Source organism: Rhodococcus wratislaviensis (assembly GCF_041228765.1).
Lineage (GTDB): Bacteria > Actinomycetota > Actinomycetes > Mycobacteriales > Mycobacteriaceae > Rhodococcus_F > Rhodococcus_F wratislaviensis.
The window spans coordinates 362374-381833 of the sequence record NZ_CP150489.1 but is presented as its reverse complement, the minus strand read 5'-3'; the positions used below and the strand labels follow the sequence as shown (position 1 = coordinate 381833).

Genomic DNA, 19460 nt, shown 5'->3' with positions numbered 1-19460 from the left:
GGCCCCACTTGGTGTCAGGGTCCTGTGCCGCGGAGCAGCCCGGTGAGGTAAGCGTCGGCAGCATCTGACCAGCCAGGCGGCCAGGGATGTGTGTGCAAGGCGCTGTCGAGGGCAGTGAGGATCTCGCTGATTCCCGGTCCTGCGTCGAGCAGCGGGCGGACGAGGCCGTGCCTGGTGCATGTGAGGATGGCGGGCACGAGTTCGCTGACGGCGTCATCGGTACGGCCAGCGGCTTGCAATGCGCAGGCGCGAAGTAGATGCGCCCGCAGTTCGGCCCGCGGTCGCGCCGATCGTGTGGCGCAGGTGACTAATTCGGTGGCCAACGTGATGGCCTGATCGGTGTTCTCCGCAGTGGGGTCGACGAGCAGAAGCCGGATGGTCGAGTCGGTGTCGAGTTCGGCGGTAATCGTCGCGATGCCGTCGGAGCCCGCACCGGTCAGCGGTGGGCGTTCACTGGTGCGGCGTTTGGTGATCAGACCTGCGCGGATACGCTCGTTCTCGATCCGGGCCGCCAGCCGTGGAAGGGACAAGTTGGCGGCGACCTCGGCTCCCTCTCGTAGACGCTGCTCGGCTGCGGATCGGTCACCCTGCACGGCCTTGATCCGGGCGCCGGTGCCGTAGGTGGCGAGCATGAAGTCCACGACCCCGCCTTCGGATCCGAGTTTGTAACTCTCGTCGAGAAGCTGTTCGGCGTCGTCGATATGCCCCTGCTCGTACATCAGGTCGGCGAGGATCGCCCCGGCCAACCGCACGGCATGCGAGGAATGTCCGCCGATCTGCCGGGCGAGTTGTTGCGCGGCGCGAAACGCATCATGAGCGGCGGTGATGTCGAGTTGCTCCATGGCGGCGATGCCGGTGAAACATGCCCCGTACATCACACTGAACGGACCGGTGGTGCGTTCGTGGTACGGGGTGGCCCACTCCTGCCAGCGGCGTGCGCCGGTGAAATCGAAGGTATAGATCGCTTGAAATGCGGCAACGTTGGCCGCCGCGGAGACGACGAACGGGCGCAGTGTGTCGGGGCGGGCGAGGCATTCGGCGATCCGTTTGTCCAGGCCGACGACGTGGTCGGCGAACAACTCACTGACTCCCCGGACGAGGGAGACCTCGGCGAGCAGATCGTCGGCGTCCTCGGTGGTGGTGCGCATGTGTTCGAGTGTGGACTCGGCGCTGCGGAGGGCTTCCTGGATCGGATGGGGCCGGTGGTGCAGCAGAACGTGGGCCCAGGCCACCGCGATCTGCAGTCGTGGGCGGGCACGCACGTGTTCGTGGGTGAGTTTGGCTGCCAGTCCCAGCAGTGTGGCCATCTGGGAGTGTTCGATGAGCAGCATGCCCTGGGCCTCGACGAGGTCTGCTGCAGTATCGGGATCGCCGGCGGCGAGGGCGTGGTCGACCGCCTCACTGAGCATGGCGTGCTCGGCGAACCACTGCCCGGCTGTGGCATGCAGGGCAACCACCAGCTCGGGGTGGTCACGTTCGAGACGGCACCGGAGGAAGTCGGCGAAAAGGTGGTGATAACGGAACCATTGGCCGTCGTCGTCGAGCCTGCGCAGGAATAGGTCGCGGCCCTCGATGTGTTCGAGCATCGCCTGCCCGCGGGGGATGTCGGCCAGCCGCCCAGCGAGGGGGCCGCAGAGTCGTTCGGTGATCGAGGTGCGTAGGAGGAAGTCGAGGACCTCGGGTTCGAGGGTGTTGAGGACATTCTCGGCGAGGTATTCGCCGATCGCGTGGTGCCGGCCGGACAGGTGCGCGATCAACTCGGTGGGGTCTTCGCGGCCGCGCAGTGACAGTGACGCCAGTTGCAGGGCAGCCACCCATCCATCGGTGAAGGTGCGCAACCGGGTGATGTCGTCAGCGGCCAGAGTGAGACCGGCCAGATCGACGAGGAAGGAGCGAGCCTCCTCGTCGTCGAAGCGCAGAGCGGCGGCATCGATTTCGACCAGTTCGTCGCGGACCCGCAATCGGCTCAATGGGAGCCCGGTTCGGCTGCGGCTGGTCACCACGACCTGCAGGTGGTGGCAGCTGTTGGTGAGCAGGAAGTCGATGGTCTCGAGGGTGGTCGAGTCGGTGATGCGATGCCAGTCGTCGATGATCACCACGAGTAGTTCGCCCGTCTCGTGGATGTCGTTGATCAGTGAGGTGAGCACATACCGTTCCGCGTCGTCCCCGTGTTCTTCGAGAACTTGTCCGAGTTCGTGCGCCAGGGCAGGACGCACCATGCGGATGGCCTCGATCAGGTGAGCGAGGAACCAGACTGCGTTGTTGTCGTCTGGGTCGATGCTCAGCCAGGCCACCGGGATGCCGGCGATGATCAGGTGTTCGCGCCACTGGGCGGCGAGGGTGCTCTTCCCGAAGCCGGCGGGAGCGTGGATGAGGACCAGCCTTCGGCGCTGCCCGGCCTGGAGCAGGTCGAGCAGCCGGGCCCGGGGCACGAGGGCACGGGCCGGGGTGGGGGGCCGGAACTTCGTCGAGGCGCTCGGTGGCACCGTGGCTGTGGGGGTGCGTGGTGGTGACGAGGTGGCCGCCGCGGCGGCCTCGACCGGTTCGCGTGAACCGGTGAGGCCGTCGGGTAGCGCCATGTCGTCGGTCGGTAGGCCCAGCTGCCGCTGCGCGTCGCGCAGCTTTTCGGCGAACTGGGCGACGGTATCGGGACGCCCGGCGGGTTCACGGGACATCGCCTGCTCGAGGATGGTGCAGACCGTGTCCGGGACGCCGGTGGGGCGTAAGTCGGGAATCGGTTCACCGGTGATACGCAGGAACTGGGCGACGATCCGTTCGCCGGGCCTGCGTTCGAACGGGGAGTGACCGGTGAGCAGACAGTAGAGGGTGACCGCGAGACTGTAGACGTCCGAGGTGACGGTGGGGGTTTCTCCCTTGAGGACCTCGGGGGCCGTGAACGACGGGGAGCCTGCGACGGTGCCGGTGGTGGTTTCGAATCCGCCGCTGACCCGGGCGATACCGAAGTCGGTCAGTTGCGGTTCTCCGTAGGCGGTGATCAGGATGTTTGCGGGCTTGACGTCGCGGTGCACGATGCCCGCGCGGTGCGCGAGGTGCAGGGCCCCGGCGAGTTTGACACCGATGGTCAGGACTTCGTGCACCGATAGTGGGCCGTGCTCACGGATGCGGGCGTCGAGTGAGGCGCCGGGGTGATACGGCATGACGATGTAGGGACGGCCGCGAGAGGTCACCCCGGTTTGCAGGACGTCGACGATATTCGGGTGCCCGGACAAGGTGCCCATTGCCTGTTGCTCGCGCAGGAACCGCGCACGATGGTCCTGGTCCGTGTCCTCGGTGAAGAGCACCTTGATCGCCACACTGCGGTGCAGCTCCGTTTGCCGGCACCGGTACACGACCCCGAACCCGCCGCGGCCGACTCGCGGGCGTCCTCGAATCCCGCCTCGGCGAACTCGTCCTCGAGCGTCGGGCCCGCCTCCGCCTGGGTCGGCTCGGGATCACCCGGATGCAAAGACATCTCATCCGTCCGACGTCGCACCCAGCACGGGCAGAACGCTTGCCGCGCGGTGTCCGGGCACCGCCGGACGGCGGCCGCGTCGTTGTTGTGGGTGTGAGCGCATCTCTCCTCGACCATCGCCATGCACAGACCGGTGGGCGATCGTTCCACCACGACAACCCCAGTGCCCCGGAGATGGTCCGGCCACTTACGGTCACCGTCCTGGATCGACCCACTTCAGTATGCGCGTGGGCGGTCAGCCTGCAGGCGAAGTCGCGTAGTTCCGCTCCCACGTCTGCGGAGCGTCGTCGTGGCCGCTGGCGAGTGCCTGTGCCCGGTACTCCCGGGGTGAGATGCCGTAGCTGGTTTTGAACAGCTTGGAAAAGTACGAGGAGTCGAGCAGGCCCCATTGGGCGGCGATCGTCGCGATCGGTGTCGTACCGTTTCGAGGATCGACCAGGTCACGGCGGCAGTGTTCGAGACGTCGGCGGCGGATCCACTCGGTGACGGTGGTTCCTTCGCCCTCGAACATCTTCTGTAGATAGCGAGATGAAATGTTGTGGGCGCGGGCGATCAGCGCCGAACTGAGCTCGGGATCGTAGAGCCGGGCGTCGATGAACGATTTGATCTGCAGCACCAGGGCAGCCCGGTGCGTTTCCGGGGGCACATTCGATTCGCAACCGAGCTGCTCAGAAAACGCTGCGGCCAGCAGATTGAGGACCCCATTCGACAGTTGTTGGTTGGCGGCGAGCTCTTCGACACCGCGGAGTTGCTCGGCAATACCGACTAGGAACTTGGACACCAGTCCGCCGACGCCCCGGCGACCGGAGACACGCCGAGCTGTCATGTCCCTCAACGCGTCGGGCCGCAGATGAATCAGCTCGGACGGAAACATCACCACCAACTGCGCGAAGTCCCGTTCGAACGCAACTTGGTAGGGGCGACGGGTGTCGTAAATGCTGAAATCTCCCGGGGTCAGCGCCGCCTCACGGTCGTCCTGGGTCAGGACGCAGTATCCGCGCAGCTGCATCCCCAGTTTCAAATACCCGGGATCGGATCGGCGGATCGTCTCGGGGCTACGGCGCACCTCGACCGCTCCCCCGGTCACCTCGGAGACCTGCAGCGCCCCGATCGCTTCGGTCAACAGGTGTCCATCGAAGACGCCGGGGGCGTGAGACTCGGCATCGAGCGGTACGAATGCGTTGGATACCGTTTCCCGCCACGCGCCGAACTTCTCCTGTGCGGGAATGTCATTGAACGAATACAGGGAACTCACGGATCTGTCCTCACTCCCAGCTGGCCGCGGCGCCGTGCGGGCACCGCCCGGTGGCTGTCGTTGCTCGTCGCTCACGCGGCAAGCAAGTTTCAGAAGCAGACACCCCTTCGGGAACAACATTTTTGGCTTCTGCTCAGGGCGTTTCTGTCCTCTGTCGGCAACGGTAGTCCTGTCAGGGGTGGGGCATTGTCCGCAGACCGCAGAGACTATCCATTCTGCGCAGAGACTTTGTCACCCTGCCGATCTGGCAGTAGGTCATGCCTTGGTCAAGGTCACCGACGGAGATTGGCCGTATCGTTTGCGATACTCGACGGAGAAACGACCGAGATGCCGAAAACCCCAGCGGTAGGCGATATCCGACACCGCGATATATCCCGGGTCGGCCGCGACCAGATCCTCGTGCGCGCGTTCGAGGCGGATACCACGCAGATACGCCATCGGCGCAGCACCGACGCACCGGGCGAATCCATCCTGCAGGGTGCGCACACTGACACCGACCAACTCGGCGAGGGTGCGCACGGTCCAGGGCTCCTCGGGGTGCGCGTGCATAGCATCGAGCGCCGCCTTGACCGTTCGCGGGCGGGCCGCCGGCACCCGCGAATCGAGCAATTCCCGCTGATCGTGAACCGCCGACACCAACAAACCCCTGGTCAAGGCCTCGACGAGGGGGCGGGAGACGAGCGGCGAGTACAGCATGCTGTGGCCGGTGTCCAGGTCCGACACCAGGGTCTTCACCAGCGCCAGCCAGCTGTTGACCTGCGGATTCGTCAGATCGAGCACTGGGTCGAACGTCACCGGTGCGCGTGCGGGCCGTCCGACCATTTCCTGAAGTTCGGCTTCAAGGTAGTCGCGATCGAATTTGATTCCGTATTGGGCGCCGCCCGCGCTCCACCTGGTGATGCTCGTGGCCCGGTGAGGGAGGTAGATGCACGCCTGACCGGGGGTGAAAATATGTCTTTGACCAGCCGATTCCGTGTCATGTCGACCGGCGACGGGGATAGCGACGTTGTAGGCGTTGCCGAGTTCACCGAAATCGAGGCTGACTTCGACACCGTAGGAGAGCCGCCCCACCGTCAGCGGGCCGAGATGAACCAGATGCAGGGACATGTCCATGCCCTCGCCGCCGCTGAGCTGGTGCAATCGGTGCGGAAAGTAGGTACGACCGAGCGCTGCCTGAGCCTCGTCGCGGTCGTGGGCGTCGAACGCCCGGACCTCGCGTTCTTCCGCTTCACCGGCGGCGCCATCCGCCGCATGCGGTGACTCCTGCATCGTCTCTTCGCCTCCAAAACCCCAGGCTACGCGCCCGACAACGTCACAACCGAAACACCGAAACCGGCGGTTTCACACCAGATCTTGGCAGGTTGGTGCCGCCGCCGAGGCAAGATACCCGAGTGCGGTGCGATCGGGCATACCGGTCCGGGCGCACCGGACATCGCCGACGCACCGGCCATTCCTCCGCACGAACAGGGCTCGGATTACCGAGTTTTGGTGAGGGTTGCGCGTGTACGCAAGCCGGTGTGCGGTTTTCTCCAATTATTCGTGCGCCCTGGTGCATGACGGGGCGGTGCGGACGTGTACATACTCGTGATGCGGGTCACAACTGACCACAGTAATCGGGTGCAGCCACCCTCGAGCGCATGAAACAGGCGCTATCGACTCACCCAGAAATCCCGTGTCACACACACCGACGCGTCCGACGCGTCAGCAGGAGGAGACCTTCCATGAGCAAGCGAATCGCCATCGTCGGGGCCGGCACCGCCGGCCTGCACCTCGGTCTGTACCTGAACGAGAAGGGCATCGATGCAACGATTTTCACGGATCGCCGCCCCGAGGAGTACGCGAACATCCGGCTGCTCAACACGGTGGCGCACCACTCGGTGACCATCGACCGTGAGGACGCGCTCGGGATCGACCACTGGCCCAACGACGGCTACTTCGGCCACTACTACTACGTCGGGATCCCCGGCATGCCGATCCGTTCCTACGGAGATCTGGCCAAGCCGAGCCGCGCGGTGGACTACCGAATCCTGCAGCCGCAGCTGATGCGCGACTTCGAAGAACGAGGCGGGAAGATCGAATACCGCCCCATCGGGGTCGACGACCTCACCGATCTGTCCGACGACTACGACTTGGTCGTCATCGGCACCGGCAAGGGCGGGCTCGGCACCCTGTTCGCTCGTGACGAGCAGAGCTCGCCGTTCACCGAGCCGCAGCGTCAGCTGTGTGTGGGAATCTTCAAGGGCATCGCGCCCGCCGAGACCCGGGCCGTGACCTTCTGCATCTCCCCCGGCGCCGGTGAAATGATCGAGATCCCGACCGTGACCTTCAGCGGTGACGCCACCGCCCTGGTGTTCGAGAACCACATCGGCAGCGACCTCGAGGTCCTCGCCCACACCCGCTACGAGGACGACCCGCGGGCGTTCCTCGACCTGATGATCGAAAAGCTCAAGCAGCACTACCCGATCACCGCCGAGCGCCTCGACGAGAAGGAGTTCGATGTGGCGAACAGCCACCTCGACATCCTCCAGGGTGGTGTCACTCCCACGGTCCGGCACGGACACGTCAAGCTCGACAACGGCAAGCTCGCCGTTCTGCTCGGCGACGCGCACGCGACCGTCGACCCGGTCCTCGGCCAGGGCGGCAACATGGCCTCGTACGCCGCTCACGTGCTCGGCGAGGAGATCGCCGGCAACGAGGTGTACGACGAGCTGTTCTGCGAGCGTGTCGACGCACGCCGGGCCGGCCGCGTTCTCGGCGCCACCCGCTGGACCAACTTCATGCTCAGCAACCTCAAGGAGTTGCCGAACCACTTCGTCGAGTTCCTCGGCCGCGTGATGATGGACCGCCAGCTCGCCGACCGGTTCACCGACAACTTCAACTACCCCGAAAAGCAGTGGGACATCTTCTCGAGCCCGGAGAACATGGTCGCCTGGATCGAGGCGAACGAGACCGGCGCGGAGGAGACCGAGCGCCCTTTCGCACAGACGGGAGCACAGTCATGACCCGCGCGGCCGAGGCTCCCCCCGCGCCCGAGGTTGTTCCCGCGCCGGTGGAGGTCGCCGCCGACTCGACTCAGTTCCGAAATTCGGTTGCGCTGTTCGCCACCGGCATCGCGGTAGTGACCATGCAGGACGGTGAGGGCGGTGTGCACGGCGCCACCATCAACAGCTTCACCTCGATCAGCCTCGACCCGCCGACGGTGATGATCTCCCTCAAACCCGGCTACGCCCACGAGCTGATCAGCAAGAGTGGCTGGTACGGGGTGAGTGTGCTGAGCAAGGCCCAGCAGGAGCACTCCCGGTACTTCTGCGGCACCCGCGACAGCGACTGGCGTCCCCAGTTCGTCGCCGGCGAGAACGTGCCCACTCTGTTCGGCAGCCTCGCCCGCTTCGAATGCAAGGTCATCGACACGATCACCGTCAACGACCACACCCTGTTCCTGGCCCGGGTGGCCCGGTGTGAATCCGAGGACGGTTCACCGCTGATGTTCTTCGCCAGTACCTACCACCAGCCGGCGCTGGGCGAGAGCTGACGTCAGTAGTCCCGGGCGGCCGCTGACGCGATTTACCCACACAAACCTGAGATACACGGAGAAACCATGAAAACGCTCGAACGGAAGATTTACGGACACGGAGTGCTGATGATCCTCAGCACGCTGATCTTCGGGTTGTTCCTGTGGATGAACCTCGTCGGCGGCTTCGAGATCGTTCCGGGGTACATCATCAACTTCAACATCCCCGGAACCGCCGAAGGCTGGGCGAAGGCCCACGTCGGGCCGGCACTCAACGGCATGATGGTGATCGCCATCGGCCTGGTCCTGCCGAAGCTGGCGTTCCCACTCAAGACCGCCAAGAAGCTCGGGTACATCATCGTGCTGGATGGCTGGGGCAACGTGTGCTTCTACTTCTTCAGCAACTTCGCCCCCAGCCGCGGCCTGAGCTTCGGCTCGAACCGCCTCGGTGAGACCAACATCTTCGGCGTCCTCGCTCTGGCACCGGCCTACGTCTTCGGTGTCCTGGCGATCGGTGCACTGGCGATCATCGGGTTCAAGGCCCTGCGGCAGACCGACGCCGAGGATCGTGCCATCGAATCGGCAAATGCCTGAGATCACCTTCACCGAGCGGATTCGACGACTCGGGTCCCGCTTCACCGCCCCTCGACCTACCCAGAAAGAACTCGCGATGACCACTGCAGACACCCTGCCCGGCGTCGGCACACCGCTGCCTGCCGGGACCCCCACCCAACTGTTCCTCAACGGCAACTGGCAACCGGCCTCCGACGGCGGCGTCTTCACCAACATCAATCCCGCCACCGAACAGGTCCTGGCCGAGGTGTCGGCCGGAACCCCCGACGACATAGACGCCGCCGTCCGCGCGGCCCGAGCTCAGCTGGGCGGTCAGTGGGGCGCGACCCCTGGGGCCGTGCGCGGACAGATCCTGAACAAGATCGCCGATCTGATCGAGCGCGACATCGACATCCTCGCCACGCTCGAGGCGCTCGACGTCGGCAAGCCGGTCGGTCAGCCCAAGATGCTCGACGTCCCCAATGCGGCCGCCACCTTCCGGCACTTCGCCGGCTGGGCCGACAAGATCACCGGATCCTCGATCCCCACCGCCGGGTACTTCGGCAAGCCGACCCACTCGTTCACCGTCCGGGAACCGGTCGGGGTCATCGGGGCGATCGTCCCGTGGAACACCCCGCTGATGATCGCCGCCTGGAAGCTCGCCCCAGCCTTGGCCTGTGGCAACACCGTGGTCGTCAAGCCGCCGGAAGAAGCCCCGCTCTCGATCCTGCATTTGGGGAAGATCTTCGAGGAAGCCGGCCTGCCCGCGGGCGTGGTCAGCATCGTGCCCGGTAACGGTGCCGTCACCGGCAACGCGCTCGTCGAGCATCCCGACGTCGACAAGATCAGCTTCACCGGTTCCCCGGCGGTCGGCCGCCTGATCCAGCAGCGGGCAGCGGCGACGTTCAAGCGCGTCACCCTCGAACTCGGCGGCAAGTCGCCCCAGATCATCCTCGACGACGCCGACGTCGAGGCCGCCGTGCAGGGCACCGCCATGGGGTTGTTCTTCAACCAGGGCGAGGTCTGTGCCGCCGGCACCCGCGTGTTCGTGCACCGCTCCCTCTACAACGACGTCGTCGACGCGCTCAGCGGGGCTGCCGACGCGCAGGTTCTCGGAGATCCGTTCGATCCGTCGACCACGCTCGGTGCACTGGTCAGTGCCAAGCAGCGGGACACCGTCCTGAGCTACATCGAACAGGGCAAGAAGGAAGGTGCCCGCGTCGCCGCCGGGGGCACCCGACCCGATCACTCCGGGTACTTCGTGCGGCCGACGATCTTCGCCGACGCCAACAACGACATGACCATCGCGCGGGAAGAGATCTTCGGTCCCGTCGGCACCGTCATCGCGTTCGACGATCCGGAAGAGGCGATCCGCCTGGCCAACGACACCCAGTACGGTCTCGCAGCCAGCATCTGGACCCGCGACGTCTCCCGTGCGCACACCCTGGCCCGCCAGGTGCGTGCCGGTGCGGTGTGGGTCAACGGCTGGGCCGCCATCGACCCGGCACTGCCCTGGGGCGGCATGAAGACCTCCGGCATCGGCCGGGAACTCGGCTATGCCGGCATCCTCGCCAACACCGAGGAAAAGGTCGTCACGATCGTCCTCTAGTCCGATCGGCTGGTTGACCCCTGCCCTGCAGCGGTCAACCAGCCGACCCCCACGATTTCCCTCTGCCCTCCGGAGTAGCAATGAACGCCTATCGCGCCCACACCGACCAGCCCTGTCTGCAGCTGAAGGGAGTGGTGAAGCGGTTCGGGAACACCACCGCGGTGGGCGGGGTGGACTTGCAGCTCGCACCCGCTCGGATCCTGGCCCTGCTCGGCCCCAACGGTGCGGGCAAAACCACCACGATCGAGATGTGCGAGGGATTCACCGCGCCGGACGAGGGGGAAATCTCCGTACTCGGGTTGAACCCGAGCACCGACGCCGATGCCCTCCGTCCCCGCATCGGGGTCATGCTCCAAGGTGGCGGTGGCTACCCCGGGGCCCGCACCGGTGAGATGCTCCGGGTCGTCGCCGCCTGCGCCCTTAACCCCCTCGACCCGGAATGGCTGCTACACACCCTCGGGTTGGCCGACGCCACCCGCACACCGTTCAAACGTCTCTCCGGTGGCCAACAACAACGCCTGTCCCTGGCGTGTGCGCTCGTCGGCCGGCCCGAACTGGTCTTCCTGGACGAACCCACCGCCGGACTCGATCCGCAGGCGCGCCACGTGGTGTGGGAGTTGATCGACAGTCTTCGTCGCGACGGTGTCGCCGTTGTGCTCACCACCCATCTGATGGACGAAGCGGAAGCTCTCGCCGACGAGGTCGTCATCCTCGACCACGGACGAATCGTGGCCGCCGGATCCCCGGGCGAACTGGTCCGCCGCGGAGCCGAACAGCAGGTGCGTTTCACTGCGCTCCCGGGCCTGGACCTTTCGACCTTGCAGACGACTCTGGCGGGCACCCACCGGGTCGACGAAACCAGCCCCGGCTCCTACCTGATCGAAGGCCATCTGAGCCCGCAGCTGTTGACGACCATCTCCACCTGGTGCGCTGCGATGAACGTGCTCATGACCGAATTGCAGGTCGAGCAACGCAGTCTCGAGGACTATTTCCTCGACCTGACCGGGCGGGAGATGAGCTACCGATGAGCACCCTCTCCCCCGGCCCGATGTTCACCGCCGGCACCTTCACCCCCGCACCGCGACGAAACACCGTTCCGGCCATGCTCGCCGCCCTGACCCGACTCGAAGCAACATTGCTGCTCCGCAACGGTGAACAACAGCTGTTGACGATGATGCTGCCGGTCACCTTCCTGATCGGATTGACTGTTCTGCCGATCGGAGCTATGCCCGACCCCCGCATCGACACGGTTTTCCCCGTCGTTCTCGCGGTGGCGATCATGTCCACCGGGTTCACCGGCCAAGCGATCGCCATCGGCTTCGACCGCCGCTACGGCGCCCTGAAGCGGCTCGGCGCCAACGCCATCCCCAAATGGGCGATGATCACCGGCAAGAGCGCCGCAGTCGTGGTCGTGGTCAGCCTGCAAACGTTGCTGCTCGGCACGATCGCGGCAGTCCTCGGCTGGCGACCGAACCTACTGGAATTGCTCCTCACTGCCGCGGTGATCATCGTCGGCACCGCTGCTTTCGCCGCGCTCGGGTTGTTACTCGGCGGCAGTCTACGTGCCGAAATCGTTCTGGCGCTGGCTAATGTCCTCTGGTTCGTGCAGCTGGGATTGTGCTCGATGTCGATGCTGCCCGGTACCTCTTCCACCGTGCAGAACCTGGTCGAACTCACTCCCGCCGGCGCCCTCGCCGACGCGCTGCACCAGGCGAACGACGGCGGCCTCGCACTGTCGAGCCTCATCGTTCTGACGGTGTGGGCTGCTGCTGCAACAGCTTTGGCGCGACGAACCTTTTCTTTCTCCTGAACCTTCTCGTGCTGGGCTGAGCCTCACCGTGATCCCCTCTGACGGGACGAGCTCGCACCACACAAGCATTGGGGAAGACATCATTCATTCTGGTAGAGGCGCGATCTGAGTTCCACGCGAGTGTTCGGAATCGTCGCACAATCTGAGCGCAGAATGACAAGACCTGACTGCATTGAATGACACAAGATGTGAGTGCAGTCACAAAGCGGAACGTGTGTGTTCTACACCGCGACTGTTGTTGGCCTGAGTGCCTCGGATGAGGGTCGCGGACTGCGTTCGTTCCCCGCAACACCGCACAGGTACCGCTCAATCCGCTGACCGCCTCCGCGAAATTTTCTTGCGGATGCACCGCCGGGATTTGGAGACCACCGAATCCCACCGCGGACTCCACCCCGAACTACATCGCGACCGGCTCGATGCACGAGCTGGCGAACAGAAAAGGAGATGAGATACATGACCGACAAGCTGAAGTTCTTCTCGCAGGAGTGGTGCGACGCCGCACGCGAGGCTGTCAACGCCAACCCCGACGTCCTCGCCGGATTCAAGGACGCATCGTCGTTCACCAACAAGATGGAATTCGGCGTGATCGGCCGCGACGACGTCGCCAGCCACCTCGAATTCAAGGAGGGCAAGGTCGTCTCCTGGTCGCCGCGCGTATTCGACCAGAGCGAGCTGTGGCTGGTCATCAACGGCAGCTTCCAGACCTGGCAGACCGCGGCCGCCGGTGAGGAAGAGGGCGGAAAGCTCCTGATGAAGGGCCTGATCAAGTTCGCCAAGGGACCGATGTCCGCGGCGATCGAGAACGCCGGCGCCCTCAACGCATTCCTGCGCACCTGGGGACAGATCCCCACCGACTGGGACGTGTAATCGACCTCCGTCAATTCGCTCACACCAGTTAGCCCCTCGCGCGGGACTCATGTCCTCCGCTGGAACGAGTCCCGCGCGGGTCCGAACCCTCACCGAACACCATGCTTGGAAAGGCCTTGACCCATGACAACCGTCGAGAAGGGCTACGCCGTCACGATGTACGACGGCGAGGACGCTAACGGCGTCGCCGGTATTGTCGGGATGCTGCTCGGGCAGAATCTCGAGAACTTCCCCTCCCGCGTGAAGTTCGCGCGTCGCATCTCCCGGCCGGTATCGATCTACAGCACCGACACCGAGACCGCCTGCACCATCATCTTCGGCAGTGACGAGGCCGTCGTCTACAACGACATCGTCGGCAAACCCGCCGTCACGGTGATGGCGACCGTCGATCAGATCCTCGACGTCTCCCAGCTGCCGATGAAGGCCGGCGGTCTGGTGCCGGTCGGATTCTTCACCGGCCGCGGTATGTCCGTTCTCGGGGAGATCCTCAAGCACAAGCTCGTCGTCAAGGGACTGCTGACCCACACCGTGACAGCGCTACGCACGATCGCGTTGGTCTCGGTCGTCGACGCATGACCGCGCTCTCGGGCCGAGGGCGCCCGTCAAGTCACGCCCTCGACGATCGCACCGACGTCATCGAATTGCCCTATGTCGGTGACCCCGAGGCATTCGAACCGGACCCGCCGCGGGCGTCGGCGAAGATGAACATCGCCCGCGGGCTGCTCGTGCTCGCGTTGATCCCGATCGGCGCGTTATACCTGTATCCACGTATCTACGATCTGACGGCAACGCCGTACCGGCTCGATCAGGCCGTGGTCTCGGCAGGCAATTACAACCCGGCCCTGGATCAGATCGTCGAGCACGAGAAGGTCACTCTCGCCGCGTTCGATTCGCTCGAGAAGATGAAGACCTCGCTGGCCAGTGTGCTGAGCACCGACGCGGCGGTGACCGCGGAATTGAACACCTTGACCGGGCAGATCAGCGGCGACGTCCAGGCGACCCTGAATCAGGCCGGTGCGAACGTGACCGACCTGGTCGCTTCCCTCGATACCTTGACCGCGCACATCAATTCGCTGCAGCCCGCGGCCGATGGTGCCACTGCGGCCGTCACCGGTAACCGGGCCACCTTGGATGCGATCCTCGCCGACGCCCGATCGACCGCCGAGAAGGTCCACAGCGCCCGTCTGTCCGCGGAAGAGTCCGCCAACGATTTGTCCGGAAAGTAGGAGATGTACCCGTGATTTTCTTCGGACGCCGCGGCGGCCCGGCCCGATTGGTGCTGTCGGTTGTCGCGGTAGGCGTGCTCGGCCTGCTCGCGTTCGTGGTGTTCAACCTCAACACCCGACTCGACAACCAGCAGCGGGCCAACGAGACCAGCATCACCGCATCCTCGGCGATTGTCGACGTGAACGACCGGCTGACCAACCAGCTGCAGCAGCTGACCGAGCTCACCCACACCGCGCAGACCGCCCTCGACGCCACGGCGGCGCTGGGCCCGTTGCTGGTGAAGCTGGACGAGGCGATCTCCCCGGCCGCGCAGATGCTGGCCAGTAACACCGAAGGGGCGCAGCTGACCAATGAGCAGTTGACGAACATTCAGGGCATCCTCGGCGAGGTTCAGAACACCGTGTTACCGCTGGTGGAATCCGCCCGCGCCTTCGGCGATCAGGGACAGCAGCTGTTGGTGGTCGTGCAGGGCCTGGTCAGTGACCTGCAAGGGTCGGTCGCTGCGGCGCAGACGATCAACCAGATGCTGCCGCTGCCGGGCTGATCGACCTTCCCCTTTGAACCGACAACCGATCGATGACTGGACGTGACATGAAGATGGGCACCGACCTGCCGGACGAGGCATATCCACGCCGCGGCCTGGCCCGATTCCAGCGTTTCGATGTTCCCGCATCAGCGCTGCCGTACCGCAAGGGCGTGATACCACAACGCCCGGATGTACCAGTGACCGCCGCAGCGGCCTCGAATGGTTTCACTGTGGCCACCGAATGGATGGGGCGACTGGCCGCGGTCCTGGCACTGATCCTGTTCGCCTTGGTCCTCATGGCCATCCACAAAGGCCAGCTCGTTCAGGACAGTGCCCGCACCATCGTGGACAACTTCCGGACCACCAACGGTTACTTCGCCGACCGCGCTGACTTGACCGCGCCGGCGACCGCCCGCAAGCAACTCGACGAACTCGCCGGGGTGCTGGCGGATCTCAACACCGCCACCGCGGCCGATGTCGACCACCTTGCGGCGCTGTTGCCGGACGCGCGGGCGTTGCTTGCCGCCGGGCAGGGTGACACCGCGATCGCCGGGCAGCTCGAAGGTGTCGCCACCACCCTGCAGGGGTCGGCGGCGTCTCTGCACCAGATCTCCGCGGACGCCAACACCACGGTCTCCGCCGTCAACAACGAGCTCACCACGGCCATCGACCTGGTCAACCAGCTCAACGGTGAGCTCACCCGCACAACCAACAAGCTGGCGCTCATTCCCGCCCAAGACGCCATCATTCCTGCACCCGGAGGCAACTGAATGATCACCAAGAAGGCATGGTTCGGGGTTGTCCTCGGTCTCGGCGTGGCACCGGCGGTGCTGCTGTGCGCGGTCAACGGGTTCCTTCCCGGTCTCGACGATGTCGTCGACCCTCTCGGTCGGCCGTCTCAGCTCAGCCTCGAGGTCATCGACTCCGCCGGCCAGTTCGACACCCTCACCGGCATCCTCGTTCCCAAGCACGCCCAGCTCTCCGGAGACATCCAGACCCTGGGCCCGTTGGCCGACGACCTCGAGGGTCTCACCGACAAGGCCGGCGAACTGACCGGGCAGGCGAAGACGCTCAATTCCTCCACCGGCGATGTCAGCACGATCGCCGGTCCCCTTCCGGATCTGGTCGCGAACGTGACCGGTCGCGCTAATCAGGCCGGTCCCACCGTTGCGGGACTGTCCACGGCTGTCGGGTCGGTGACCACCCAACTCGAGGCCGTCAACGATGGTTTGATCACGGTCGGAGGCACTCTGAGCACCCTCGGGCCGAAGGCCACCGCCATCGCCGCGACCCTGGCGAACGTGGAGGAGGAAGCACGCCACGTCCAGGAGTTGGGCCCGGTGCTCGCAGTAGTCGGACCTCCGGTCAACTCCCTCAACCTTCCAGCACTCGGTGTCGCACCCACTCCCACCCCGTAACGCTCGCCGCGGCCACCCGGCCGCACACGAGTGAAAGGCAGAACACAGACGATGTTTCGGCTCTCCTGGGCAATCGCCGCAGCCTTCACCATCGCGCTCCTGTGTGGCATCTTGATCGTCACAAGGGACCTCGCCATCACCAACGACATCTTCAAAGACGGTGTGGTACAGGCGCAAACGGTCGACAAGACCACCAACGACGCGTTGGCGGGTGCGAAAGAGCTTCCTCCCGCCAATGCCGCCATCAACCAGGGTCTGCCCGAGGTGGTGGGAGTCCTCGATTCCCTCACCCGCGCCGACCACACTCTCGGCGACCTCGGCACGCAACTGCAGGCGCTCGGTGACGCCCTGACAGCCGCCGACGCCCCTCTGGGCGGCATCATCGACGCCGGTGCCGCTGCGACGGATCAGGCCAACGCCGCCGCCGTGCCGGCAGAACAGATCGTGCAGACCCTCGCCGACGCCGACGGCAAGGTACAGACTCTGGGTCCGCTGCTGGATCAGTCCCTCGCCCTCGGCCAGGAAATCGACTCGAAACTGCGGATCGCGCTGATCCTTCCCGTCATCGGGGAGTAACCGGGCGATAGCGACGGAATCTCGCTCGTGCTTGTCGGAGGAGCACGAGCGAGACCGCACCTCGTGCGGAGCACCTCATGTATCAACCATCCGAAGTACGACGGAGAACGACATGGATCCCTACGACCAGGCCCTGCTCGAGCACACCCTGAGGTGGTGCAACTACGGCGGCGGCGACGAACACATCTTTCCCGAGTTCGGTCTCACCCCGGAGATGTTCTACCGTCGTGTCCTCACCGTGGTCGACAGCCGCAGCGAACTCGAGTTCCCCGCCAAGCAGTACCTCCGTGCGTACTGCTCCGAGAAGGTCACCAGTTCCGCTCGCCGCCGCAGGACCCACCCGTTCGGACTCTGACCATCGGACAGTCCGCTGTCCACCTCTGGCGGATACAGCGGCTGGAGGGACGGACTCGGCACAGGAGAAATCATCATGGTGTTCGCAGCGAGAATGGTCGATGCCGAGCCCGGTACCCACCACGGTGGGTTCGAGCGGCGTCTTCGGGAATGTCGGGAGTTCTTCGCGATGCCCGAACTGTCGCATCTTCCGGCCACGCGATTGCGGCAGGCGCTCTACGAGTTGTATGCGACCGGAACGTACACCCATACCGCCGAGGAGTTGCTGATCGGCGCGAAGGTCGCGTGGCGCAACCATGCTCGATGTGTGGGCCGACGGCACTGGCGGACACTGAAGTTGCTCGACGCCCGACACGCAACCACCGCGGAGGACATCGCTGCCGCGTGTTGGAAGCACCTGCGCATCGCGACCAACGGCGGGGCACTGCAATCGGTCATCACGGTCGGACCGCCGCCCCGAGCAGACGGTCGCGAGTACCGAATCCACAGTCCGCAACTGATCCGCTACGCCGGATACCGGCAAACCGACGGCAGCATCCTCGGCGACCCCGCCCATCTGGAGATCACCGAGACAGCACTCGAGCTCGGTTGGCGCGGATCCGGGACGGCCTTCGACGTCCTCCCTCTGCTGGTCTCCACCCCGGAGGAACCACTTCGCCAGTTTCCGGTGCCCCCCGAACTCGTGCTGGAAGTCGACATCACCCACCCCGACTATCCCTGGTTCGGCGAACTGGACCTGAAATGGCACGCCGTTCCGGCTGTCTCGAACATGGACCTGTCCATCGGCGGAGTGATCTACCCGTGCGCGCCGTTCAGTGGCTGGTACGTCAACACCGAAATCGGTGCCCGGAACCTCTGCGACGAAGACCGCTACAACATGCTCCCCGCCGTCGCCGCCGAACTCGGACTCGACACAAGTTCGGCCCGCACCCTGTGGAGAGACCGGGCACTGGTCGAGCTCAACCGCGCCGTCATCCACAGCTTCCGTACCGCCAAGGTCATCATGGTCGACCACCACACCGTGGCCCGCCAGTTCATCGACCATGTCGAACGCGAAGCCCGCGAGGGGCGCCTCTGTCCGACCGACTGGTCCTGGATCAACCCGCCGATGTCAGCCGGCCTGACCCCCACCTATCACCGGCTCTTCGACCGGCCCGATCCGACGGTACGACCCAACTTCCTCGCCCGACCACCCGGCGTCGGGTGCCCAGCCTCCGGAACGGAGTGATTACGGTGCAACCGCGCGTACACCCCGGTGCCGGCGGCCGACAGGAGCGAACCCGGCCGAGCGCAGGCACCGCGCTCGTTGGCACTGGAGATCGTGTCGGCGCCGTGCCGATTCTCGCGATCGGCGCTATATGGCCGCGGCGGCTACTAGCGTCGCTTCCAAGGGCTGCAACTCACGACTTCGTCATCTAGAGAGCGCCGATACCGTGACCGAACGCAAGTCGCACCGGCCAGCAGGCGACGCCTTGGGCGCGATACATCCGCCGGGCATTCCCTGCCGAGTCGGCGGCACCGCCGAACCCGTCGGGGTGGGCGACGTGTCACCCCGGGGAAGAACAGACCTCGTACGTCCGGATCCGGACACCACGAAAATGGAGGTGGAAGTAATGGAAACCCTGCAGAGAAAGATGGCCGGGCACGGCATCTTGATGATCTTCTCCACACTGATCGCGGGGCTCGTTCTGTGGGCAAAGCTCCTCGGAGGGTGGGAGGTTCGTCCCGGTAAGATCGTCAAGTTCGATGTACCGGGAACCGACGAGGGATGGGCTCGCGCGCACACCGGCCCGGCACTGAACGGCATGATGGTCATCGCGGCAGCATCGGTCATGCCCCACACCGGGCTGCCCGCCAAGACCGCGAAACGCCTCGGCTGGATCGTCGTCGCCGACGGTTGGGCCAACGTGCTGTTCTACTTCGCGTCGAACTTCACCGAGAACCGGTCGCTGAGCTTCGGCCCGAACAAGCACGGCAAGCAGAACATCTTCTCGACCATCGGACTGCTGCCCGCTTACGTCTTCGGCGTCCTCGTCACCATCGCGATGCCGATCATCGGATGGAAGGCCCTTAAGAACAACACGGCGACGAACAAGATCCTCGAAAAGATCTGAGACGCCGCAACCGCGACCACCCAGGTCGCAGGAGTCTCGAGTTCAGCCCAGCTCGAACGTAGCACTTCTGTGGGCGCCGCCCGAACCGGGTGGCGCCCACGGCTCCTGTGCCCGCGTAAACACACTGGTCCGGCGGGCGAAACCCGACGCCAGCCCTCCCTGACCCTCC

At 65.1% G+C, this 19460-nt stretch carries 18 protein-coding genes and 1 pseudogene; 16 read left to right on the top strand and 3 right to left on the bottom strand.

Features of this window, described 5'->3' with window-relative positions:
* Window positions 1–14 precede the first annotated feature (14 nt).
* From WKC72_RS40570 to WKC72_RS40560, 3 genes and pseudogenes are all read right to left on the bottom strand, one after another.
* A pseudogene (locus WKC72_RS40570) lies at window positions 15–3472 on the bottom strand (protein kinase).
* Window positions 3473–3707: 235 nt separating this feature from the next.
* Window positions 3708–4727, bottom strand: coding sequence for a helix-turn-helix domain-containing protein (locus tag WKC72_RS40565; protein WP_370184866.1), 1020 nt, complete (start codon window positions 4725–4727; stop codon window positions 3708–3710).
* Window positions 4728–4982: 255 nt separating this feature from the next.
* Complete coding sequence (locus tag WKC72_RS40560; protein ID WP_370184865.1) at window positions 4983–5996, bottom strand: AraC family transcriptional regulator; 1014 nt, start codon at window positions 5994–5996, stop codon at window positions 4983–4985.
* 452 nt (window positions 5997–6448) lie between these two features.
* Between WKC72_RS40560 and styA the strand changes: the two genes are divergently transcribed.
* From styA to styC (WKC72_RS40480), 16 genes are all read left to right on the top strand, one after another.
* Window positions 6449–7729, top strand: a complete 1281-nt coding sequence (gene styA, locus WKC72_RS40555) for a styrene monooxygenase subunit StyA (RefSeq protein ID WP_370184863.1) — start codon at window positions 6449–6451, stop codon at window positions 7727–7729.
* Window positions 7726–8259: a styrene monooxygenase NADH-dependent flavin reductase subunit StyB gene (gene styB / locus WKC72_RS40550; RefSeq protein WP_370184861.1), complete on the top strand. Its 534-nt coding sequence runs from the start codon at window positions 7726–7728 to the stop codon at window positions 8257–8259. Before styA ends, styB begins: the two co-directional genes overlap by 4 nt.
* Before the next feature lie 66 nt (window positions 8260–8325).
* A complete protein-coding gene (styC, locus tag WKC72_RS40545; RefSeq protein WP_065493735.1) occupies window positions 8326–8832 on the top strand; it encodes a styrene-oxide isomerase StyC in 507 nt (168 codons plus the stop codon).
* Window positions 8833–8908: 76 nt separating this feature from the next.
* On the top strand, window positions 8909–10399 hold the full coding sequence (gene styD, locus WKC72_RS40540; RefSeq protein ID WP_370184859.1) for a phenylacetaldehyde dehydrogenase StyD: 1491 nt from the start codon (window positions 8909–8911) through the stop codon (window positions 10397–10399).
* 80 nt (window positions 10400–10479) lie between these two features.
* Entirely contained in the window at window positions 10480–11427 is a 948-nt protein-coding gene (locus tag WKC72_RS40535; RefSeq protein WP_370184857.1) for an ABC transporter ATP-binding protein, read from the top strand.
* Window positions 11424–12209, top strand: coding sequence for a multidrug ABC transporter permease (locus WKC72_RS40530; RefSeq protein ID WP_370184856.1), 786 nt, complete (start codon window positions 11424–11426; stop codon window positions 12207–12209). Before WKC72_RS40535 ends, WKC72_RS40530 begins: the two co-directional genes overlap by 4 nt.
* A 453-nt stretch (window positions 12210–12662) precedes the next feature.
* Window positions 12663–13076, top strand: coding sequence for a hypothetical protein (locus WKC72_RS40525; RefSeq protein WP_073359527.1), 414 nt, complete (start codon window positions 12663–12665; stop codon window positions 13074–13076).
* A gap of 123 nt (window positions 13077–13199) precedes the next feature.
* Window positions 13200–13652, top strand: coding sequence for a hypothetical protein (locus tag WKC72_RS40520; RefSeq protein ID WP_064080099.1), 453 nt, complete (start codon window positions 13200–13202; stop codon window positions 13650–13652).
* On the top strand, window positions 13649–14302 hold the full coding sequence (locus WKC72_RS40515) for a hypothetical protein (RefSeq protein WP_370184853.1): 654 nt from the start codon (window positions 13649–13651) through the stop codon (window positions 14300–14302). Before WKC72_RS40520 ends, WKC72_RS40515 begins: the two co-directional genes overlap by 4 nt.
* An 11-nt stretch (window positions 14303–14313) precedes the next feature.
* Window positions 14314–14847, top strand: coding sequence for a hypothetical protein (locus WKC72_RS40510; RefSeq protein WP_370184852.1), 534 nt, complete (start codon window positions 14314–14316; stop codon window positions 14845–14847).
* Window positions 14848–14894: 47 nt separating this feature from the next.
* Window positions 14895–15599 carry a hypothetical protein gene (locus WKC72_RS40505; RefSeq protein ID WP_370185543.1) on the top strand — a complete coding sequence of 235 codons (705 nt, stop codon included), beginning with the start codon at window positions 14895–14897 and terminating at the stop codon, window positions 15597–15599.
* Window positions 15600–16247 carry a hypothetical protein gene (locus WKC72_RS40500; protein WP_370184850.1) on the top strand — a complete coding sequence of 216 codons (648 nt, stop codon included), beginning with the start codon at window positions 15600–15602 and terminating at the stop codon, window positions 16245–16247. It abuts the gene before it with no gap.
* A 51-nt stretch (window positions 16248–16298) separates the two neighbouring features.
* Window positions 16299–16823 (top strand): hypothetical protein, encoded by a 525-nt coding sequence (locus tag WKC72_RS40495; protein ID WP_370184848.1) that lies wholly within the window; start codon window positions 16299–16301, stop codon window positions 16821–16823.
* 112 nt (window positions 16824–16935) lie between these two features.
* Window positions 16936–17178, top strand: a complete 243-nt coding sequence (locus tag WKC72_RS40490) for a hypothetical protein (RefSeq protein WP_065493725.1) — start codon at window positions 16936–16938, stop codon at window positions 17176–17178.
* 93 nt (window positions 17179–17271) lie between these two features.
* Complete coding sequence (locus tag WKC72_RS40485) at window positions 17272–18405, top strand: nitric oxide synthase oxygenase (protein ID WP_370185540.1); 1134 nt, start codon at window positions 17272–17274, stop codon at window positions 18403–18405.
* Window positions 18406–18790: 385 nt separating this feature from the next.
* Window positions 18791–19291, top strand: a complete 501-nt coding sequence (styC, locus tag WKC72_RS40480; RefSeq protein WP_231138025.1) for a styrene-oxide isomerase StyC — start codon at window positions 18791–18793, stop codon at window positions 19289–19291.
* Window positions 19292–19460: the final 169 nt, after the last annotated feature.